Origin of the sequence: Achromobacter sp. ACM02, assembly GCF_014851605.1 — a bacterium.
Classification (GTDB): Bacteria; Pseudomonadota; Gammaproteobacteria; order Burkholderiales; family Burkholderiaceae_B; genus Achromobacter; species Achromobacter aegrifaciens.
In genome coordinates this window covers 147,270-167,413 of the sequence record NZ_JACUZY010000008.1, presented here as the reverse complement: position 1 = coordinate 167,413, position 20,144 = coordinate 147,270, and the positions used below count along the sequence as shown (strand labels likewise).

The following is a 20,144-nucleotide window of genomic DNA, read 5'->3' as shown; positions in this document are numbered from 1 at the left end:
CGGCGCCTACGCGCCGCGCTGGCCCGCAGGCTGGCGCAATTGCTCGTCAACCACTTCGATCCAATGCCGCACCGGCGTGTCGGTGCCGCTTTGCAAATGGCCGATGCAGCCGATGTTGGCTGACAGGATCACGTCCGGTCCGCCCGCGGCGATCGCGCCCAGCTTGCGGTCGCGCAGTTCCAGCGCAATCTCCGGATTCAATACCGAATAGGCGCCCGCCGAACCGCAGCACAAGTGCTTGTCGGCGAACGGCTGCAACGCAAAACCCAGATCCGCCAGCAATTGTTCCGACAGCGGCCGCAGGCCCTGCCAATGCTGCAGCGTGCATGGCGGATGGAATGCCGCGCGCGTGCCCGCAGGCAGCCGCGCGCGCAATTGCGCCGCATGCGGCGCGACGATCTCGGCCACATCCTTCACCAGCGCCACGATGTCCGCGGCCTTTTGCGCGTAGGCCGGATCGTGCCGCAGGTGATGCGCATACTCCTTGACCATGGCGCCGCAGCCCGACGCGTTCATCACGATGGCCTCGACCTTGCCATCCTGCACCAGCGGCCACCAGGCATCGACGTTGGCGCGCATCTGCACCAAGGCCTCTTCCTGCGCGTCCAGGTGGAAACTGGCCGCGCCGCAACAGCCGGCGCCGGGCGCGATGCGCGCGCCTATGCCCACCGCGTCCAGCACGCGGATGGTGGCCGCATCGATGGTTGGCATCATGGCGGGCTGCACGCATCCCGCCAGCATCAGCACCTGCCGCGCATGGCCCGCCACCTGCGGCAGCGGCCCCGCCGCGCGGCGTTCCGGCACCTTGCGCTTGAGCGCCTCCGGCAGCATGCCGCGCACCGCCTGCCCCAGCCGCATCGCGGGCGCGAACAGCGGCGACAGCATGGTCTTGCGCAACAAGCTGCGTTTGGTCTTGTCGGCCCAGCTGCGCGGCACGCGCTCTTCCACGATCTTGCGGCCGATATCCACCAGATGGCCATACTGGACGCCGGACGGACAAGTGGTTTCGCAATTGCGGCAAGTCAGGCAGCGGTCCAGGTGCTGCTGCGTGGACTGCGTGGGCTCGGCGCCCTCCAACACTTGCTTGATCAGATAAATGCGCCCACGCGGGCTGTCCAGCTCGTCGCCCAGCACCTGATACGTCGGACAGGTAGCGGTGCAGAAACCGCAGTGCACGCACCGCCGCAGGATGGCGTCGGCCTCCTTGCCCAGATCGGTATCGCGTGCCCAGGATGCAAGATTGGTTTGCATGATGCCCTATAGATCCAGGACCAGGCGGCCGGGATTGAACAGGCCGGCCGGATCGAGCTCTTGTTTGAGGCGGCGCGTGATCGAGGCGATCCCGGGCGCCAGCGGATGGAATACGCCGTCGGCAGGCGGCTTGCCCTGCCCGGTGCGGAACAGCGTGGCGTGGCCGCCCAGCCGCTCTGCGGTCTCGCGCAGCGCGGCGGCGTCTTGCTCGCCCGACAGCCAGCGCTGGCCTCCGCCCCATTCCAGCAAGGTCGGCCCCAGCGCCAACGCGGCGGCGGTGGGCGGCAACGCCAGGCGCCACAAGGGCCGGCCCGGCGCGAAGAAGGAATGTGTCTGCTCGCGCAGCGACCGCCACCAGGCCTGCGCGGCCTCGGGCGCCATCGGCGCGCCGCCTATCAGTTGGCGGGCGCTGGCGATCGCGGGCGGCGCGCCCGACAGGCGCACGGCCATCTGGCCTTCGGCGCCCGCCTCGCCACCGCTCCAGCTGGTGGCCGAGATCGGCAACGGCTTGCCGCGCCACAGGGCGAAGCTGGCCAAGGCCTGCGCCTGCGTCGCGGGCAGCGCCAGGGTGATCTCTTCCATCGGCCGCGGCACGACCTTGAGGGAGACTTCGAGTATGGCGCCGAAGATGCCATGCGAACCGGCCAACAGGCGCGACACGTCATAGCCCGCCACGTTCTTCATGACCTCGCCGCCGAACGAGAGGATGCGGCCTTCCGAATCCAGCAGTTGCGCGCCCAGGACAAAATCCTTGAGCGCGCCGGCGCTCATGCGGCGCGGGCCTGACAGCCCCGCCGCGACACATCCGCCCACTGTGGCGGACGCCGAGAAATGCGGCGGCTCGAAGGCCAGCATCTGTCCGTTCTCGGCCAGCGCGGCTTCAAGGTCGGCGAGCGGCGTACCCGCGCGCACCGTCACCACCAGCTCCGACGGGTGGTAGCTGACGATGCCGCGATAGGGAGTCATGTCCAGCAGGCAGTGGCCGTCCTGCGGCGTCACCGGGCGGTAATTGCCATAGAACGCCTTGCTGCCCCCGCCCATCACAAACAGGGGTTTGTGGCCGGCACGGGCCGTCATGACCTGGTCGCACAATTCCGACAGGACGAAATCCATAAGGACAGGTCCTAGAAACGGGCGAGATCGGGGAAGCGCAACTCTCCCGCGTGGACGTGCATCTTGCCGTATTCGGCGCAGCGGGCCAGCGTAGGGATGACTTTTTCAGGATTGAGCAGGCAGGGCGGATCGAAGGCCCGCTTGACCGCCAGGAACGCGTCGAGTTCTTCGCGAGAGAATTGCACGCACATTTGATTTATTTTCTCCATACCCACACCGTGCTCTCCGGTCACGGTCCCTCCTACCTGCACGCACAGCTCGAGTATGGCGGCGCCGAATTTCTCGGCGCGCTCCACCTCGTCCGGCTTGTTTGAATCGAACAGGATCAACGGGTGCAGGTTGCCGTCGCCTGCGTGAAAGACGTTGGCGCAGCGCAGGCTGAATTCGTCTTCCATCTGTTCGATGGCGCCCAGCACGCGCGCCAGATGGCGGCGCGGTATCGTGCCGTCCATGCAATAGTAATCGGGCGATACGCGCCCCGCGGCCGGGAAGGCATTCTTGCGGCCGGCCCAGAACTTCAGGCGTTCGGCCTCTGATGACGAGACCTGGCAGCGCGTGGCTCCGGCCTCGCGGAACACGGCCTCCATGCGCGCGATCTCGTGCTCCACCTCTTCAGGCGTGCCGTCGGATTCGCACAGCAGGATGGCTTGCGCATCCATGTCGTAGCCGGCGCGCACAAAGGGTTCGACCATGTGGGTCGCGCGGCGGTCCATCATCTCCAGGCCCGCGGGTATCATGCCGGCCGCGATCACCTGCGTGACCGCATTGCCCGCTGCTTCCACGCTGGAAAAACTGGCCATGACGACCTGCGCGCAGGCCGGCTTGGGAATGAGCTTAACCGTCACTTCCGTGACCACGCCCAGCATGCCTTCCGAACCGATGAAGACGGACAGCAAGTCCAGGCCCGGCGCATCGGGCGCTTCGGAACCCAGTTCAACCACATCGCCATCGATCGTCACGACCCGCACGCGCAGCACGTTGTGCACGGTCAGTCCGTACTTCAGGCAATGCACGCCGCCGGAATTCTCCGCCACGTTGCCGCCGATGGAACAGGCTATCTGGCTGGAAGGATCAGGCGCGTAATACAGCCCGTAAGGCGCAGCCGCCTCCGAGATCGCCAGATTGCGTACGCCCGGCTGCACGATGGCCGTGGCGCTGGCCAGGTCTATGTGCTTGATGCGATTGAATTTGGACAAGCCGAGCAACACGCCGCGGCTATGCGGCATGGCGCCGCCGGACAAGCCGGTGCCGGCGCCGCGCGCGACCACGGGCGCATTCAGGCGTTTGCAGATGCGCATGACGGCCTGCACCTGCTCTTCCGTTTCTGGAAGGGCGACGACCGCAGGCAGCGCGCGATACAGGGAAAGGCCGTCGCACTCGTAGGGACGCGTATCTTCTTCGCGGAACAACACGCAGTGCGCGGGCAACACGGCCGACAACGCCTCGATGAGCTGCTGCAAGGAATAAGGCGCCTGCACTTGTGCCAGGCCGGTTTCGACCAATGAATTCATGAGCGCAACAATAGCGCGAGCGCCCGTCACTAGCAGACCGGGATTTACCCGCATCCGTGCACCTATGGCACGCCAGATAAGTAACCAGCCGTAATCGCCTGCCGCACCGCGAAAGCCGCCCTCCTCGTTCGCGCCTGAGGACGGCAAGAAAAAGGCCGACGGCGCGCCGTCGGCTTCGGATATCGGCTGCACTGCCGAAGCAGGCTTACCAGGACACGATCTTGCCAGGATTGAGAATGTTGTTCGGATCAAACGCGTGCTTCAGGCTGCGCATCAGATCCAGGGCGTCCTCGCCATGCTCTTCGGCCATGAACTGCATCTTGTGCAGGCCCACGCCGTGCTCGCCCGTGCAGGTGCCGTCGGCGGCGATCGCGCGGCGCACCAGGTTGTGGTTGATGGTTTCGGATTCTTCCCATTCCTTGGCGCTGTCCGCATCGAGCAGCATCAGCACATGGAAGTTGCCGTCGCCGACGTGGCCCACGATCGTGTAGGGGAAGCTGGCGCGGTCGAGTTCTTCGACCGTGTCGCGCACGCAATCGGCCAGGCGCGAGATCGGCACGCAGACGTCGGTAGTGCTGGCGCGGCAGCCGGGGCGCAGTTGCAGGCCGGCGAAGTAGGCATTGTGGCGCGCGGTCCACAGGCGGCTGCGGTCTTCGGGACGCTCTGCCCATTCGAAGTCCATGCCGCCATGGTCTGCCGTGATCGCTTGCACGGTTTCGGCTTGCTCCTGCACGCCGGCGGGACTGCCGTGGAACTCGAACACCAGCAGCGGCGTTTCGCGCAGGGTCAGCTTGCTGTGCAGGTTCACCGCGCGCACGCTGGCCGCGTCCATGAACTCGACGCGCGCGACCGGCACTCCCATCTGGATGATTTCGATCACGCTCTGCACCGCCGAATCCAGCGTGGGGAAATTGCAGACCGCGGCCGACACGGCTTCAGGCTGGGGATACAGGCGCACCGTCACTTCGGTGATGATGCCCAGGGTGCCTTCGCTGCCGACGAAGATGCGCGTCAGGTCATAGCCGGCCGAGGACTTGCGGGCGCGGCCCGCTGTGCGGATGATGCGCCCGTCCGCCGTCACCACGGTCAACGACATGACGTTCTCGCGCATGGTGCCGTAGCGCACGGCGTTGGTGCCGGAAGCGCGCGTGGCCGCCATGCCGCCCAGGCTCGCGTCGGCGCCCGGATCGATCGGGAAGAACAGGCCGGTGTCGCGGATTTCCTCGTTGAGCTGCTTGCGCAGCACGCCTGCCTGCACGGTGGCGGTCAGATCCTCGGCGTTGACCGCCAACACCTTGTTCATCTGCGACAGGTCCAGGCTGATGCCCCCCTGGATCGCCAGAATATGGCCTTCGAGCGAAGAGCCGGCGCCATAGGGAATCAGCGGCACGCGATGCTCGTTGCACAGCTTGGCGATCTCGGCCACTTCTTCGGTCGTGTGCGCGAAGACCACGGCGTCCGGCGGCATGGCCGGATAGGGAGATTCATCGCGGCCATGATGGTCGCGCATGGCGGAGGATTCGGACAGGCGGTCGCCAAAGCGGGCGCGCAAGGCATCCAGACAAGCGGCCGGCACCGGGCGGCGCAACGATTCTGCGTGCAAGGGAGCGTTCATGGTCAGCGTGATCTCGGGTTCGTTAACCTGATTATTCTACGCCGCCGCGCGCACCGCGCCGCAAACCGCCAGGCCTTGGCGATCCGCGGCGCTGCCAGGGGCTTATTTGCCGGAAGTCAGGGCGACGCGGCGGCGTTCGCGCACGGCATGGGCCAGGCGTTCAAGCACGGCGACCGAGGCGTCCCAGTCGATGCAGCCGTCGGTGATGCTCTGGCCGTAGACCAGCGGCGTACCCGGCACCATGTCCTGGCGGCCGCCCAGCAGGTGGCTTTCAACCATGACGCCCACCAGGCGGCTGTCGCCCGCTTCCATCTGACGCGCCACGTCTTCGATGACCAACGGCTGGTTCTCGGGCTTCTTGCTGCTGTTGGCGTGGCTGGCGTCGATCATGATGCGCTGCGCCAGGCCGGCCTTGGACATGTCCTGGCAGGCCGCCTCGATGCTGGCCGCATCGTAGTTCGGCGTCTTGCCGCCGCGCAGGATGACGTGGCAGTCCTCGTTGCCGGCCGTCGACACGATGGCGGAATGCCCACCCTTGGTCACCGACAGGAAATGGTGCGGCTGCGACGCCGCCTTGATCGCGTCGACCGCGATCTTCACATTGCCGTCGGTGCCGTTCTTGAACCCCACCGGACACGACAGTCCCGATGCCAGCTCGCGATGCACCTGGCTTTCCGTCGTCCGAGCCCCGATCGCCCCCCAGGAGACCAGATCCGCGATGTACTGCGGCGTAATCATGTCCAGGAACTCGCAACCCGCCGGCAGTCCCATGCTGTTGATGTCCAGCAGCAGTTCACGGGCGACGCGCACGCCCTTGTTGATGTCGAAGCTGCCGTCCAGGTCCGGATCGTTGATCAGGCCCTTCCAGCCCACGGTGGTGCGTGGCTTCTCGAAGTACACGCGCATCACGATTTCCAGGTCGGCGCTCAGCCGGTCGCGCACGGGCTTCAGGCGCTTCGCATATTCGATAGCCGCGCGGGTGTCATGGATGGAGCAAGGGCCGATCACGACGATCATCCGGTCATCCATGCCGTGCAGGATGCGGTGCATCCCCTGGCGGGCGGCGAACACGGTGTCGGACGCCTCCTTGGTGCAGGCGAACTCGCGCATGACATGCGCGGGCGGGTTCAGCTCTTTGATTTCTCGAATGCGAAGGTCATCGGTATTGTGTGACACGGTACTGCTCCTGGGTTGCCCGCCGCGGGGATGTTCCCGAGATGGTTTCCTCAACTGGCGGCGCAAAAAAAGCCGCCAGTTCGCTGGCGGCTTTTTTGGGGGGATTCTTTCCAAACTTCAGATTGAGCGCGTCCCTTCCTCCGCCAGCGGCTTCAGAAAACCATAAAAATAAAAATAAAAAGCGGGGGACGCGAATTTCATGGGGATTGACTCTAGCACAATTTTTTCGAGCCGTCATCCGTGTTTTTGAGTCAGGCGGTGCCGCCGACGGTCAGGCCTTCCATGCGGACCGTGGGCATGCCCACGCCCACGGGCACGCTCTGGCCATCCTTGCCGCAAGTGCCCACGCCGGAATCCAGCTGCAGGTCGTTGCCGATCATGGTGACGCGGTTCATGGCGTCCGGACCGTTGCCGATCAGGGTGGCGCCCTTGACCGGATAGGTCACCTTGCCGTTTTCGATCATGTAGGCTTCGGACGCCGAGAACACGAACTTGCCGTTGGTGATGTCGACCTGGCCGCCGCCGAAGTTGACCGCGTACAAGCCGCGCTTGACGGAAGACACGATTTCCTCGGCCGGTTTGTCGCCCGCCAGCATGTAGGTATTGGTCATGCGCGGCATGGGCAGATGCGCGAACGATTCGCGGCGGCCGTTACCGGTGGCGGCGGTCTTCATGAGGCGCGCGTTCAGCGTGTCCTGCATGTAGCCGCGCAGGATACCGTCCTCGATCAGCACGTTGCGCTGGGTGGCATTGCCTTCGTCGTCGATATTGAGCGAGCCGCGGCGATCCGGGATCGTGCCGTCGTCGACCACGGTCACGCCCTTGGAGGCCACGCGCTCACCGATGCGGCCGGAGAACACGCTGGAGCCCTTGCGGTTGAAGTCGCCTTCCAGCCCGTGGCCGACGGCCTCGTGCAGCAGAATGCCGGGCCAGCCCGAACCCAGCACGACGGTCATTTCACCCGCTGGCGCCGGGCGCGCTTCCAGGTTCACCATGGCCTCGTGCACCGCGCGCTCGACATAACCCTGCAGCATTTCGTCCGTGAAATAGGCCAGGCCCAGGCGGCCGCCGCCGCCCGCGTGACCCATTTCGCGGCGCCCATTGCGTTCGGCAATGACAGTCAGCGACAGGCGCACCAGCGGACGCACGTCGGCGGCCAGGCGGCCGTCGCTGCCGGCCACCAGCACCACGTCATATTCGGCGCCCAGCCCCGCCATGACCTGGATCACGTGCGGATCGCGCGCGCGCGCCATGCGCTCCACGCGTTCCAGCAGCGCGACCTTCTCGGGAGCGCTCAAGGTGGCAACCGGATCGATATCGGCATACAGGCTGCGGCCGATCTCGGCTTCGACCTGCGCCGCCACCTTTACCTTGCCAGCGCCGCGGCGCGCAATGCCGCGAACCGCGTGCGCGGACGACAACAGCGCTTCGGGCGACAGCGAATCCGAATAGGCGAAGGCGGTTTTCTCGCCGCTCACGGCGCGTACCCCGACACCCTGGCTGATCGAAAAACTGCCGGTCTTGACGATGCCCTCTTCCAGGCTCCAGCCCTCGCTGCGCGTGTACTGGAAATACAGATCGGCGTAGTCGACCTTGTGCGTGAAGATCTCACCCAGCGCGCGCGCCATGTCCGCCTCGGTCAGGCCCCAGGGGTCGAGCAGCAGAGATTTGGCGGTGGCGAGGGAAGCAATGGCGGGATCGATGATTTTCATGGGGCTCTGTACAGGAGACGGCGGCGCGCTGGCGCGCGCTCGCGGTGATACTCGAGATCATATCGTAACGCTGGCGCGGCCCGGCGACATGGCGCCAGCCACGGATCTCCGGAAGGTACGCGTCGGCGGCCAAAAATACCGCGGGCATTATCTGCGGAGGTATGCATGGGGCCGGAATATTACATATCAAGTTGAATTGACGAGCTCAAACGATGTTCGATGCGCCCCTTTTTCCTGGTCGCCATGGAGCATTTGCAGCCACCTGGCATATAGGCAAAGGGATTCAGACATCTCGGGCCAAACTCGTCATACAACCTGACATCAAAATGAAATATGCCAAACAGCTCGCAGGGCTCGCAGCGCGAGGACCCCATCTGATCAGGTTGGACCAATATCAGACTGCTAGACAATTCATTCGTTCCCGCCATCACGTCATCAGACTTCTGGGAACGCCTCGCACACCGCTTGCTCGAGGCAGGCGCCAAGCCTGGAAGCCCCGCATTTGCGCGCTTTGCGAGACAAATCGGGCAGATGCAAGGGCACGCGCGGCTATTCGTCCGCCTCGTGAACCAATACCCCTATTGTTTCAAGTTGTCCCAAATTCGAGAATATCCTTCCCAATACTTGGCTCGTCGCGGGCACTCGCGTGCCTGAAAACGGTATCGGACTCTTTTGATACAAAGTAATTGCTTCAGAAACCAGGAAGTCAAGCCGTAACTTCTGTATTATGCGAAGCACAACAATTACACAATAACTTCGCCGGCGATTACAGCAGTTCCATAATCAGGAATAAACCATGGCCCGAGAATCCTACGCAGCACTGCAAGCAAAGATCGAAAAGGAAATCAACAAGCTACAAAAGAAGGCTGAAGTCCTGCAAACCAAGCGTCGCAAGCCCGTGATCACGCAGATCATCACGTCGATGCGCGAGTACGACATCACGCCTGACGAAATCGTCGCAGCCTATGGCGCCGGCAAACCCGCCCGCGCCGCCGCCACCGGCGGCCGCCGCAAGGCTGGCGCCGCTGCCCGTCCGGCCAACGCCGCCAAACGCGCCGTTGCGCCCAAGTACCGCCATCCTCAAACAGGGGAAACGTGGAGCGGCCGTGGCAAGGCTCCCCGCTGGCTCGCCGCGGAAGAAGCCGCAGGCGCGACCCGCGACAGTTTTCTTATCAAAGAATAAGAACCTATTCGCCAGTAAGAAAAAAAAATCGGCGCACCATTTTGGTGCGCCGATTTTATTTAAAGGCGGGACCGAAAAGCCACGCCGATTTCATTGCACGGGGAAGCGGATTTCGCGTTCCGCGCCATTATTCCCGGGAAAATTATCAAATATTGCGCGCACCAGGTACGGCATGGTACGCAGGAAATCGTCGCGCTCGCTCAATATGAAAGCGCTGGAACGGTATACCTCGGCGCCGCTGCGCTGCGTGTCGTAGATATGCAGGGTGAGGGTATTGCGCTGCACGACCATGGGCACGTCTACCCAGTCCGGCCCCCAGTAGCCATATCCCGCTCCCCACGGACGCGGACCGTAGAAACCACCGTAGCCGTAGCCGCCGTAGAAATATGGGTCGTACGGACGCTGCACCATTATCTGGGTCTGCGAGGTGCCGTAGTTGAACGACACGTCGAAACGACCCTTGGCGCCAGGCCTGGCCTCGACTAGGCCGGTTGCGCCTATGCCGGCCCGCACCATGTCCTGATAGGACTGATATTCGAGATTATTGTTTTGCGAGGCGTCGGCGGCAATGAACTGGTAGGTTTGCCCCTCCACGCCTGCGGGCCATTGCTGAAAGGAAGTGACCCGCGCGGAAACCGTGGGCGCGGCACAACCCGTCAGGGCAAACGCCCCCGCCACGGCCAGCAGACCGGCCCAGCGGCGCATATTGAACATGGACAACCTCGACATTTGACACCCCTCTGGCGCGCGACGGCGCCATGATACTGACTTTGACTCAGACCGCTACAAAAAGTTTACGGTACGCCAAACGGCCCAGGTCGGCGCGTCTTGCCCAGCCACTACAATAGAACCCTCGTTCATACAGGACTGCAATCCCATGCGCACAGACACGCCCGTAACCGTATATCGCAAGGATTACCAGCCCTACCCCTACGACATTCCCGAAGTCGCCCTCGCCTTCGACCTCGCGCCGGACGCGACCGAAGTGCGCTGCACGATGCAAGTGCAACGCAAGGCCGGGGCCAGCGCCGACGCCGCCCTGATCCTGGACGGCGAAGACCTGGAACTCGTCTCGGTAGGCGTGAATGGCACGGCCCTGCCCGCCGACAGTTACCGCCTTTCCGAACACAGCCTGGCCCTTTACGGCCTGCCCCCCGCCGCCACGGTGGAAATCGTCAGCCGATGCAAACCGTCGGCCAATTCCACGCTGATGGGCCTGTACGTCTCGGGCGGCAACTTCTTCACCCAATGCGAAGCCGAAGGTTTTCGCCGCATCACCTGGTTCGCCGACCGGCCCGACGTGATGTCGCGCTACCGCGTGACCTTGCGCGCCCAGCCCGAGTATCCGGTGCTGCTGTCCAACGGCAACCTGCTGGCCACGCGCCAGTTGCCCGACGGCCGCAACGAAGTCGAATGGGAAGATCCCTTCCCCAAGCCCTGCTACCTGTTCGCGCTGGTGGCAGGCAAGCTCACCCACCGCGAAACCACCGTGAAGACGTCCAGCGGCCGCGACGTGCTGCTGCAGGTCTACAGCGACCCGGGCTCGGAATCCAAGACCGAATGGGCGCTGGATTCGCTGGTGCGCGCGCTGCGCTGGGACGAAAGCCGCTTCGGCCTGGAGCTGGACCTGGACCGTTTCATGATCGTGGCCGTCCATGACTTCAACATGGGCGCGATGGAAAACAAGGGCTTGAACATCTTCAACGCCGCCTACGTGCTGGCGGATGCGGATACGGCCACGGACGCCAACTATGAAGGCATCGAATCCGTCATCGGACACGAGTACTTCCACAACTGGACCGGCAACCGCGTCACCTGCCGCGACTGGTTCCAGCTGAGCCTGAAGGAAGGCCTGACCGTCTTTCGCGACCAGGAATTCAGCGCCGACATGATGGCCCACGGCATGGATGCCGCCGAGGCCGCGAGCGCCCGCGCGGTCAAGCGCATCGACGACGTTGTGGCGTTGCGCGCCGCCCAGTTTCCGGAAGACGCCGGTCCCATGGCCCATCCGATCCGGCCTGAAAGTTACCAGGAGATCGGCAACTTCTACACGGCCACCGTGTACGAAAAAGGCGCCGAAGTCATCCGCATGCAGCACACTCTGCTGGGCGAGGAAGGCTTTCGCGCCGGCATGGACGAGTACTTCCGCCGCCATGACGGCCAGGCCGTGACCTGCGACGACTTCGTCGCCGCCATGGAATCCGTCTACGTGCGCCAGCATCCGGACCGCGACCTGTCCGTGTTCCGCCGCTGGTACCGCCAGGCCGGCACGCCGCGCGTGACCGTCAAGCTCGACCACGACGCCGCCGCGCGCCGCTGCACCGTGACGCTCACCCAGGAATGCCCGCCGGTCGGCGTGGAGAAGAAGGCCGGCGCCGACTACGTCAAGGCCCCCTTCCACATCCCGTTCGCCATCGGCTTGCTGGACCGCGACGGCCGCGCGCTGCCGCTGCGCCATGCTGGCGCGGTCCTGGACACCGCGCTGCTGGAACTGACGCAGCAAAGCCAGCAATGGGTATTCGAGGATATCGCCGAGCGTCCCGTGCCGTCGCTATTGCGCGACTTCTCGGCCCCGGTCATCGTGGACTACGACTGGACCAACGAAGAACTGGCCCTGCTGTCGGCGCACGACGGCAATCCCTTCGCGCGTTGGGAGGCCGGCCAGGAATTCGCCACCCGCCAGATCCTGGCGCTGGCCGAGGCCCGCCAGGCCGGCAAGACCCTGCATGCCGACGCCGCCTTCATCGAGACCTGGCGCGCGTTGCTGACCGATCCGGCGCTGGACGCCGCCTATCGCGCCCGCGCCCTGGCCCTGCCGTCCGAAAAGACCCTGGCAGAACGCATGCAGCAGGTGGACCCGCCGGCCCTCGCGGTCGCGCGCGACTTCCTGCGCGCCGAACTGGGACGCCAGTTGTCCGCCGAATTCCGCCAGGCATTCGACGACAACCAGACCCCGGGCGAATACAGTCCGGCGCCGGTTCCGGCCGGCAGGCGCGCCTTGAAGAACCTGGCGCTCAGCCACCTGATGGCGGCGGGCGAACCGGATGCCCAGCGCCTGGCCGAGCAGCAGTACGAGAAGGCCGGCAACATGACCGACAGCATGGCGGCGCTGTCCGCGCTGATCAATTTCGGCCAGGGCGACTTCCCGCACAAGGCGCTTGCCGCTTTCTACGACAAATGGCGCGACAACGCCCTGGTGGTGGACAAGTGGTTCGCCCTGCAGGCTGCGGCCCGCTCGACCACCGTGCAGACCGCGCGCGAGCTGATGCAGCACCCCGCGTTCACCTTGCGCAACCCGAACCGCGCGCGCTCGCTGATCTTCCAGTTCTGCCTGAACAACGCCCGCGGCATGCATCACCCCGATGGCACCGGCTACGCCTTCTGGGCCGAGCAGGTGCTGGCGCTGGATGCCCTCAACCCCGAGATTGCCGCCCGCCTGGCGCGCGCGCTGGACAACTGGGCACGCTTCGTGCCCGCCCTGCGCACGCCCATGCAGGCCGCCCTGCAGCGGGTGCGCGCACAGGAAGGCCTGTCGCGCAATGTGCAGGAAATCGTATCCAAGGCTTTAGAATTCGCAGCATAGGAGGTTCCTTTGAAACGTAAAACACTGACCCAATACCTGGTGGAGCAGCAGCGCTCCGCCCAAGCCCTCGCGCCGGAAGTGCGGCTGCTCATCGAAGTGGTCGCGCGCGCCTGCAAGGCCATCAGCCATGCGGTGAGCAAGGGCGCGCTCGGCGGCGTCCTCGGCAGCCTGGAAAGCGAGAATGTCCAGGGCGAAGTGCAGAAGAAGCTGGACGTGCTGTCCAACGAAATCCTGCTCGAAGCCAATGAATGGGGCGGCCATCTGGCGGCCATGGCCTCGGAAGAGATGGAAACCATCCATCTGATTCCGAACCGCTACCCCAAGGGCGAATACCTGCTGCTGTTCGATCCCCTGGACGGCTCTTCGAACATCGACGTCAACGTCTCCATCGGGACCATCTTCTCGGTGCTGCACGCCCCGCATGACGTATCGGGCGCGCCGGTGTGCGAGCAGGACTTCCTGCAACCGGGCGACAAGCAGGTCGTGGCCGGCTATGCCGTCTATGGTCCGCAGACGATGCTGGTGCTGACCATCGGCAATGGCGTGGTGGGCTTCACGCTGGACCGCGAAATGGGCTCGTGGGTGCTGACGCATGAGAACATCCGCGTGCCGGAGGACACCAAGGAATTCGCCATCAACATGTCGAACATGCGCCACTGGGCTGCCCCGGTCAAGCGCTACGTCGACGATTGCCTGGCCGGCACGACCGGTCCGCTGGGCAAGGACTACAACATGCGCTGGATCGCCTCCATGGTGGCCGACGTGCATCGCATCCTGACCCGCGGCGGCATCTTCATGTACCCGTGGGATGCCCGCGAACCTGGCAAGGCCGGCAAGCTGCGCCTGATGTACGAAGCCAACCCCATGAGCTTCCTGGTCGAACAGGCCGGCGGCGCCGCGATCAACGGCACGCAGCGCATCATGGAGATCCAGCCTGACAAGCTGCACCAGCGCGTCAGCGTGATCCTGGGCTCGAAGAACGAAGTCGACCGCGTCGGCCGCTACCACGCCGAAGACGCAGCCAAGCAGTAACGCTGCGGGCGCCCTGCGCCAACGAAAAAGCCCCGGCGCCTTGAGCGGCCGGGGCTTTTTGCATGGACAAGCATATCGGAACGGCGGTCACTTCACCTGTTCGATCGACTTCACGTCGTCCTTGTTGATCTGGACCTTCTTGCCGTCCTTGTCGTATTCGTACATGCCCGAATCCTTGTCGTACTCGGGCTTGTCCGGCGTCACGGTCGAGCTGCCATCCCGCTGCTGAATGACCGACGGAGACGAGCATCCCGCCAGCACTCCGAATCCGGTCACGGCCAGGGCGAGCGTCATGGTCTTCAGTTTCATGGGCGTGTTCTCCGAAAGTGAATCGTGAATTCACTGTATCTGACACTGTCCCCGCATTCGTGACGGGTTGTGGTCAAAATGCATGCGAAGGTAAAGCCGCTGACCCGCCAAAATGAAAGAAACCCCTCGAAGGCCCGGCCTGCGAGGGGTTGCACACGCATACAAGACGCAAGCGGCCTTTACACCTTGGCGTTCGCCTCGATGAAACGGCGCACGGCGCCCGCATCGCAATCCATGAGTTCGACGCGCTGCGGCAAGGATTCAAGATCGGCCAGGTTGCCCGGCGGCGTGGCCGGACGGCCCAGGGCCTCTTCAATGGTTTCCGAGAACTTCGCCGGCAAGGCGGTTTCCAGGACCAGCATGGGCACGCCGGGCTCGACGAATTCACGCGCGACCTTGACGCCATCGGCGGTGTGCGGATCGATCAGCACGCCGGTTTCGTCGTAGACCGAACGGATCGTCGCGAGGCGGTCTTCGTGCGTGCTTGCGCCCGACACGAAGCCATAGCGTTCCTCGAACTGCGGCTTCAGGGCGGACAGATCGAAAGACCCGTCGCGCGCCATGCCGGCCCACAGTTCCTTGACGCGCGCCGCGTCGCGGCCGACCAGGTCGAACACGAAGCGCTCGAAATTCGACGCGCGCGAAATGTCCATGGACGGGCTGGAGGTGGCGTAGGTCTGCTCGGCGGGACGCGGACGATAGACGCCCGTGCGGAAGAACTCTTCCAGCACGTTGTTTTCGTTCGTGGCCAGCACCAGGCGGCGGATCGGCAGGCCCATGCTGCGCGCGATGTGGCCGGACAGGATGTTGCCGAAATTGCCCGAGGGCACCGCGAACGAAACCTGCTCGCCGGCCTTGCTGGTGGCGCGCAGCCAGCCGTGGAAGTAGTACACCACCTGGGCGGCGATGCGCGCCCAGTTGATGGAGTTGACCGCGCCCAGGCGGTACTTGCTCTTGAACTCGAGATCGCCGGCCAGGGCCTTGACGATGTCCTGGGCTTCGTCGAACACGCCGCGCACGGCGATGTTGTGGATGTTCTCGTCCTGCAGCGAATACATCTGCGCGCGCTGGAAGGCGCTCATGCGGCCGTGGGGCGACAGCATGAACACCGCCACGCCCTTCTTGCCGCGCAAGGCGTACTCCGCCGCCGAACCCGTGTCGCCGGAGGTGGCGCCCACGATGTTCAGGGTGGTGCCGCGCTTGGCCAGCACGTATTCGAAGACCTGGCCCAGGAACTGCATGGCCATGTCCTTGAAGGCCAGCGTCGGCCCTTCGGACAGGCCCAGCAGCGACAGGCCGCCGTCCAGCGGACGCAGCGGGACGATGTCCTCGCTGTTGAAGATCTGCTGGTTGTAGGCCGCGCGCGTCAAGCGGCGCAGGTCGTCGGCCGGAATGTCGGTGGCGAACAGCGACAGCACTTCGAACGCCAGGTCGGCATACGGCAGGCCGCGCCAGGACTCCAGCGTTTCCGCCGAAACCTGGGGCAGTTGCTCCGGCACGGCCAAGCCGCCGTCCGGCGCCAGGCCTTCCAGCAGGATGTCCGAGAACTGCAGCGGCGTCATGCCGCCGCGGGTGGAGATGTATTTCATAGCAAATTTTCCACGCGCAGGCGCGTCACTTTCGAGCGCACGAACGGCAGGGCTTCGATGCGCTCGATCGCCTGATTGACGTTGCCTTCAACCGCTTCATGCGTCAGGAAGATGATGTCGGCGCCGCCGATGTGCGACGGCTGCTGGATCATCGAACCGATGGAGATGGAACGGTCGGCCAGGATGCGGGCGATGTCGGCCAGCACGCCCGGCTGGTCGTCCACGCGCAGGCGCAGGTAGTACGAGGTGCTGACATCTTCGATCGGCAGGATCGGCGTATCGGACATGGCGTCCGGCTGGAACGCCAGGTGCGGCACGCGGTTGCCCGGATCGGCGGTGTGCAGGCGGGTCACGTCGACCAGGTCGGCCACCACGGCCGAGGCGGTGGGCTCTTCGCCCGCGCCCTGGCCGTAGTACAGCGTGGGGCCGACGGCGTCGCCCTTGACCAGCACGGCGTTCATCGCGCCTTCGACGTTGGCCAGCAGGCGCTCGGCCGGCACCAGCGCGGGATGCACGCGCAGTTCGATGCCGTCCGGACGGCGCTTGGTGACGCCCAGCAGCTTGATGCGGTAGCCCAGGCGTTCGGCATGCTCGATGTCCTCGGCGGCCAGCTGCGAAATGCCTTCGATGTAGGCGCGGTCGAACTGGACCGGCACGCCGAAGGCCAGCGACGCCAGCAGGGTCAGCTTGTGCGCCGCGTCCACGCCTTCCACGTCGAACGTGGGGTCGGCTTCGGCGTAGCCCAGGCGCTGCGCCTCGGCCAGCACGTCGGCGAACGGCAGGCCGCGCGTACGCATTTCGGACAGGATGAAGTTGGTGGTGCCGTTGATGATGCCGGCCACCCACTGGATGCGGTTGGCGGTCAGGCCTTCGCGGATCGCCTTGATGATGGGGATGCCGCCCGCGACGGCGGCTTCGAAGGTCACCATCACGCCGCATTCATGGGCTGCAGCGAAGATCTCGTTGCCGTGCTTGGCCAGCAGCGCCTTGTTGGCGGTCACGACGTGCTTGCCGTTGGCGATGGCTTCCAGCACCAGCTCGCGCGCCAGCGTGTCGCCGCCGATCAGTTCGACCACGATGTCGATTTCGGGATCGCGCACCAGCGCGCGCACATCGGTATCGACCAGGATGGCGTCGCCCACGCGCGCACGCGCCTTGGCCACGTCGCGCACGGCGGCGCGGGTCACTTCAATGCGGCGACCGGCGCGGCGCGCGATTTCTTCCGCATTGCGCGACAGCACCGACCAGGTGCCTCCGCCAACCACGCCCAGGCCGAGCAGGCCGACTTTCATGGGTTTCATCGCGGCGCCGTCTGCGGGCGGGCGTTGAGGGGAATTCATTTTCGGTTCTCCATAACTGCTGTACGAAAGACTCCACACTTGGCAGCGCCACGCGGGGCCGCGCGGAGCCGGCTTTGCCGGTCCGCTGCGGCGCCCCCTTGAGGGGGAAGCGCGCAGCGCTTCGGGGGTGGGCCTAGCGCAGCAATCCGTCCTTGCGGAACATGTCTTTGATGCCTCGCACCGCTTGCCGGGTGCGCTGCTCGTTTTCGATCAAAGCGAAGCGCACGTATTCGTCGCCATACTCGCCAAAGCCGATCCCGGGGGACACGGCCACCTTCGCATCCGACAGGACGCGCTTGGCAAATTCCAAAGAGCCCATCGCCCTGTAGGGTTCGGGGATCTGCGCCCAGATGTACATGGACGCCTTGGGAATTTCCACATTCCAACCTGCTTCATGCAAGCCGCGCACGAGCACGTCGCGGCGGCTTTGGTACTGCGCCACGATTTCGTTCACGCAGTCCTGCGGACCGTCCAGCGCGGCGATGGACGCCACCTGGATCGGCGTGAACGTGCCGTAGTCGTGATAGCTCTTGATGCGCGCGAGCGCGTTGACCAGCTCGCGGTTGCCGACCATGTAGCCGATGCGCCAGCCCGCCATGTTGTAGCTCTTGCTCATCGTGAAGAACTCGACGGCGACATCGCGCGCGCCGGGCACCTGCATGATGGACGGCGCCACGTAGCCGTCGAAGGTGATGTCGGCGTAGGCCAGGTCATGCACGACCAGGATGTCGTGTTCCTTGGCCAGCGCCACCACGCGCTCGAAGAACGACAGGTCCACGCATTGCGCGGTCGGGTTGCTGGGAAAGCCCAGCACCATCATCTTGGGCTTCGGGATGGACTCGCGCACGGCGCGTTCCAGTTCCTCGAAGAAGTCCACCCCCGGCGTCATGCGCACGGAACGGATATTGGCGCCGGCGATGACCGCGCCGTAGATATGGATCGGATAGCTGGGGTTGGGTACCAGCACGGTGTCGCCGCGGTCCAGCGTGGCCAGCATCAGGTGGGCCAGGCCTTCCTTGGAGCCGATGGTGACGATGGCTTCGGAATCCGGATCGAACTCGACCGCATAGCGGCGCTGGTACCAGTCACAGATCGCCTTGCGCAGGCGCGGAATGCCCTTGGACACGGAATAGCCGTGCGTGGTCGGGCGGGTCGTCGCTTCCACCATCTTGTCGACGATGTGCTTGGGAGTCGCGCCGTCCGGGTTGCCCATCGACATGTCGATGATGTCTTCGCCACGCCTACGCGCCGCCATCTTGAGCTCGCCGGTAATGTTGAAAACGTACGGGGGCAGACGCTCGATGCGGGAGAACTTCCTCATGATGGGAATCCTTAGGGGGCGATAAAAAGGGCGAAAAAACCAGGGCGCGAATGCGCGAAGGGGAAAAGGGTCCGAAACGCTGCGCCGGCAAGGGATTGCAGTGCAGCAAAACCCTGTAATCTAGCGCAAGGAGGGCTGTGCGGCAAATGGGGAAAAAAAGGGGCCGATTTCAGGGTCCGCCCGAGGGAAATCGCGTGGCAAAGAAGCCCTGTTTTGCCGCCGGGCCGCCCCAAGGCAAAACGCGCCCCCTCGGGGGCAGCAAGCGAGCGCAGCGAGTGCGGCGTGGGGGCCTCGGTTCTCCGCCGGGCCGCCCCAAGCAAAACGCGCCCCCTCGGGAGCAGTAAGCGAGCGCAGCGTGGGGGTCTCTCTCGTGGATACCCTGCAACATGGCGTCATCCCGATGCGCTATTATCGGGCCATATAGCCGGAGTTTTTATTGAAGCTGCATACCGATCCTGCGACGGCCGCTCTGAATACCGTCACCGCCTATGGCGATGGCTATATCGAGGTCAACCAGGTACGTTTTTCCTCCTCGGTCGCGTTCGGCCCCGAAGGCGAAGTAACCCACTGGCCTGTTGAGTCGCCGGCCGACATTACCCCCACCCTCTTGCGCCAGGCGGCCGGATTGTCCGAGCCCGTCCGCGACCCCATGGACTTTCTGGACGAACCGGAAGCCAGCCCCAGCCGTCCCGCGAATGCGCCGGAAGTGCTGCTGGTGGGCACGGGCGCGCGCCAGCAGTTCCTGCGCCCCGACGTGCTGCGCCCCCTGCTGGCGGCCGGCATCGGCGTCGAGATCATGGACACGCACGCCGCCTCGCGCACCTACAACATCCTGATGGCGGAGGGCCGGCGCGTGGTCGTGGCCCTCATCCCCCCCAACGGAGAATCCCAGAAATGACGCCGACCATAGGCAAACCCGCCCCGCTGTTCACCGCCGAAAGCACCATAGGTCCGATCAGCCTGGAGCAATGCCAGGGCCGCGCCGTGATCCTGTATTTCTATCCCAAGGACAACACGCCTGGCTGCACCACCGAAAGCCAGGATTTCCGCGACCTGCACGCCGAATTCCTGGCGGCCAGCGCGGTGGTCATCGGCATCTCGCGCGATTCATTGAAATCGCACGAGAACTTCAAGGCCAAGTACGAACTTCCCTTCCCTCTCATCTCCGACGCCGACGAAACCGTCTGCAATCTGTTCGGCGTCATCAAGCAGAAGAACATGTACGGCAAGCAGGTGCGCGGCATCGAGCGCAGCACCTTCCTGATCGATGCCTATGGCGTGCTGGTGCAGGAGTGGCGCGGGGTGAAGGTCCCGGGCCACGCCAAGGAAGTCCTGCAAGCAGCGAAGAGCATCGGTTAGCCGTCAGCACAGGTTTTACCCGTCAGGCGCTATAGCCGGCCCACACTGGA

16 protein-coding genes are annotated in these 20,144 nt (G+C 64.7%); 5 read left to right on the top strand and 11 right to left on the bottom strand.

The genetic code is table 11. The features are described 5' to 3' along the window. Nucleotides 1–6: 6 nt before the first annotated feature. The 6 genes from glcF to tldD all read right to left on the bottom strand — a co-directional run bounded on the left by glcF (nt 7) and on the right by tldD (nt 8,378). Nucleotides 7–1,251 carry a glycolate oxidase subunit GlcF gene (gene glcF, locus IB258_RS23850; RefSeq protein WP_192330055.1) on the bottom strand — a complete coding sequence of 415 codons (1,245 nt, stop codon included), beginning with the start codon at nt 1,249–1,251 and terminating at the stop codon, nt 7–9. Between the two features lie 6 nt (nt 1,252–1,257). Then, the gene (glcE, locus tag IB258_RS23845) at nt 1,258–2,364 is read right to left on the bottom strand and encodes a glycolate oxidase subunit GlcE (RefSeq protein ID WP_192353289.1); all 1,107 of its coding nucleotides are present in this window, start codon (nt 2,362–2,364) and stop codon (nt 1,258–1,260) included. Between the two features lie 11 nt (nt 2,365–2,375). Then, a complete protein-coding gene (locus IB258_RS23840) occupies nt 2,376–3,875 on the bottom strand; it encodes an FAD-linked oxidase C-terminal domain-containing protein (RefSeq protein ID WP_054451090.1) in 1,500 nt (499 codons plus the stop codon). Between the two features lie 205 nt (nt 3,876–4,080). After that, entirely contained in the window at nt 4,081–5,490 is a 1,410-nt protein-coding gene (locus IB258_RS23835; RefSeq protein ID WP_119450530.1) for an FAD-binding oxidoreductase, read from the bottom strand. Between the two features lie 102 nt (nt 5,491–5,592). After that, nucleotides 5,593–6,666 carry a 3-deoxy-7-phosphoheptulonate synthase AroG gene (gene aroG / locus IB258_RS23830; protein ID WP_054451088.1) on the bottom strand — a complete coding sequence of 358 codons (1,074 nt, stop codon included), beginning with the start codon at nt 6,664–6,666 and terminating at the stop codon, nt 5,593–5,595. 251 nt (nt 6,667–6,917) lie between these two features. Then, the gene (gene tldD / locus IB258_RS23825; protein WP_013392574.1) at nt 6,918–8,378 is read right to left on the bottom strand and encodes a metalloprotease TldD; all 1,461 of its coding nucleotides are present in this window, start codon (nt 8,376–8,378) and stop codon (nt 6,918–6,920) included. A 796-nt stretch (nt 8,379–9,174) separates the two neighbouring features. On the opposite strand from tldD, the gene IB258_RS23820 reads away from it, so the two are divergent. After that, nucleotides 9,175–9,561, top strand: a complete 387-nt coding sequence (locus IB258_RS23820) for an H-NS family nucleoid-associated regulatory protein (RefSeq protein WP_192353288.1) — start codon at nt 9,175–9,177, stop codon at nt 9,559–9,561. Nucleotides 9,562–9,651: 90 nt separating this feature from the next. Here the strand turns inward: IB258_RS23820 and IB258_RS23815 are convergent, their stop codons facing one another. Next, on the bottom strand, nt 9,652–10,290 hold the full coding sequence (locus tag IB258_RS23815; RefSeq protein WP_082400691.1) for a DUF4136 domain-containing protein: 639 nt from the start codon (nt 10,288–10,290) through the stop codon (nt 9,652–9,654). A 148-nt stretch (nt 10,291–10,438) separates the two neighbouring features. Here IB258_RS23815 and pepN point away from each other — a divergent pair, with 148 nt between their 5' ends. Continuing rightward, on the top strand, nt 10,439–13,144 hold the full coding sequence (gene pepN / locus IB258_RS23810) for an aminopeptidase N (protein ID WP_175163229.1): 2,706 nt from the start codon (nt 10,439–10,441) through the stop codon (nt 13,142–13,144). Between the two features lie 9 nt (nt 13,145–13,153). Next, nucleotides 13,154–14,176: a class 1 fructose-bisphosphatase gene (locus IB258_RS23805; RefSeq protein WP_054451085.1), complete on the top strand. Its 1,023-nt coding sequence runs from the start codon at nt 13,154–13,156 to the stop codon at nt 14,174–14,176. Nucleotides 14,177–14,263: 87 nt separating this feature from the next. Here IB258_RS23805 and IB258_RS23800 read toward each other — a convergent pair whose 3' ends face one another. The 4 genes from IB258_RS23800 to alaC all read right to left on the bottom strand — a co-directional run bounded on the left by IB258_RS23800 (nt 14,264) and on the right by alaC (nt 18,735). Continuing rightward, nucleotides 14,264–14,485 (bottom strand): YgdI/YgdR family lipoprotein, encoded by a 222-nt coding sequence (locus IB258_RS23800; protein WP_054451084.1) that lies wholly within the window; start codon nt 14,483–14,485, stop codon nt 14,264–14,266. A 179-nt stretch (nt 14,486–14,664) separates the two neighbouring features. Further along, the gene (thrC, locus tag IB258_RS23795; protein ID WP_054451083.1) at nt 14,665–16,074 is read right to left on the bottom strand and encodes a threonine synthase; all 1,410 of its coding nucleotides are present in this window, start codon (nt 16,072–16,074) and stop codon (nt 14,665–14,667) included. Further along, on the bottom strand, nt 16,071–17,375 hold the full coding sequence (locus tag IB258_RS23790; RefSeq protein WP_192353316.1) for a homoserine dehydrogenase: 1,305 nt from the start codon (nt 17,373–17,375) through the stop codon (nt 16,071–16,073). Before IB258_RS23790 ends, thrC begins: the two co-directional genes overlap by 4 nt. A gap of 172 nt (nt 17,376–17,547) precedes the next feature. Then, entirely contained in the window at nt 17,548–18,735 is a 1,188-nt protein-coding gene (alaC, locus tag IB258_RS23785) for an alanine transaminase (RefSeq protein ID WP_054451081.1), read from the bottom strand. A gap of 436 nt (nt 18,736–19,171) precedes the next feature. Between alaC and IB258_RS23780 the strand changes: the two genes are divergently transcribed. Both IB258_RS23780 and IB258_RS23775 read left to right on the top strand, forming a co-directional pair. Further along, on the top strand, nt 19,172–19,633 hold the full coding sequence (locus IB258_RS23780; RefSeq protein WP_054451080.1) for an Mth938-like domain-containing protein: 462 nt from the start codon (nt 19,172–19,174) through the stop codon (nt 19,631–19,633). Beyond that, complete coding sequence (locus IB258_RS23775) at nt 19,630–20,094, top strand: peroxiredoxin (RefSeq protein ID WP_054451079.1); 465 nt, start codon at nt 19,630–19,632, stop codon at nt 20,092–20,094. The genes IB258_RS23780 and IB258_RS23775 overlap by 4 nt, the downstream gene beginning before the upstream one ends. Nucleotides 20,095–20,144 lie beyond the last annotated feature (50 nt).

Excerpts from the sequence above, each read along its gene's own strand:
- glcF (WP_192330055.1), bottom strand. The coding sequence starts at position 1,251 with ATGCAAACCAATCTTGCATCCTGGGCACGCGATACCGATCTGGGCAAG.
- glcE (WP_192353289.1), bottom strand. The coding sequence starts at position 2,364 with ATGGATTTCGTCCTGTCGGAATTGTGCGACCAGGTCATGACGGCCCGT.
- IB258_RS23840 (WP_054451090.1), bottom strand. The coding sequence starts at position 3,875 with ATGAATTCATTGGTCGAAACCGGCCTGGCACAAGTGCAGGCGCCTTAT.
- IB258_RS23835 (WP_119450530.1), bottom strand. The coding sequence starts at position 5,490 with ATGAACGCTCCCTTGCACGCAGAATCGTTGCGCCGCCCGGTGCCGGCC.
- tldD (WP_013392574.1), bottom strand. The coding sequence starts at position 8,378 with ATGAAAATCATCGATCCCGCCATTGCTTCCCTCGCCACCGCCAAATCT.
- IB258_RS23820 (WP_192353288.1), top strand. The coding sequence starts at position 9,175 with ATGGCCCGAGAATCCTACGCAGCACTGCAAGCAAAGATCGAAAAGGAA.
- IB258_RS23815 (WP_082400691.1), bottom strand. The coding sequence starts at position 10,290 with ATGTCGAGGTTGTCCATGTTCAATATGCGCCGCTGGGCCGGTCTGCTG.
- pepN (WP_175163229.1), top strand. The coding sequence starts at position 10,439 with ATGCGCACAGACACGCCCGTAACCGTATATCGCAAGGATTACCAGCCC.
- IB258_RS23800 (WP_054451084.1), bottom strand. The coding sequence starts at position 14,485 with ATGAAACTGAAGACCATGACGCTCGCCCTGGCCGTGACCGGATTCGGA.
- thrC (WP_054451083.1), bottom strand. The coding sequence starts at position 16,074 with ATGAAATACATCTCCACCCGCGGCGGCATGACGCCGCTGCAGTTCTCG.
- IB258_RS23790 (WP_192353316.1), bottom strand. The coding sequence starts at position 17,375 with ATGAAACCCATGAAAGTCGGCCTGCTCGGCCTGGGCGTGGTTGGCGGA.
- alaC (WP_054451081.1), bottom strand. The coding sequence starts at position 18,735 with ATGAGGAAGTTCTCCCGCATCGAGCGTCTGCCCCCGTACGTTTTCAAC.
- IB258_RS23775 (WP_054451079.1), top strand. The coding sequence starts at position 19,630 with ATGACGCCGACCATAGGCAAACCCGCCCCGCTGTTCACCGCCGAAAGC.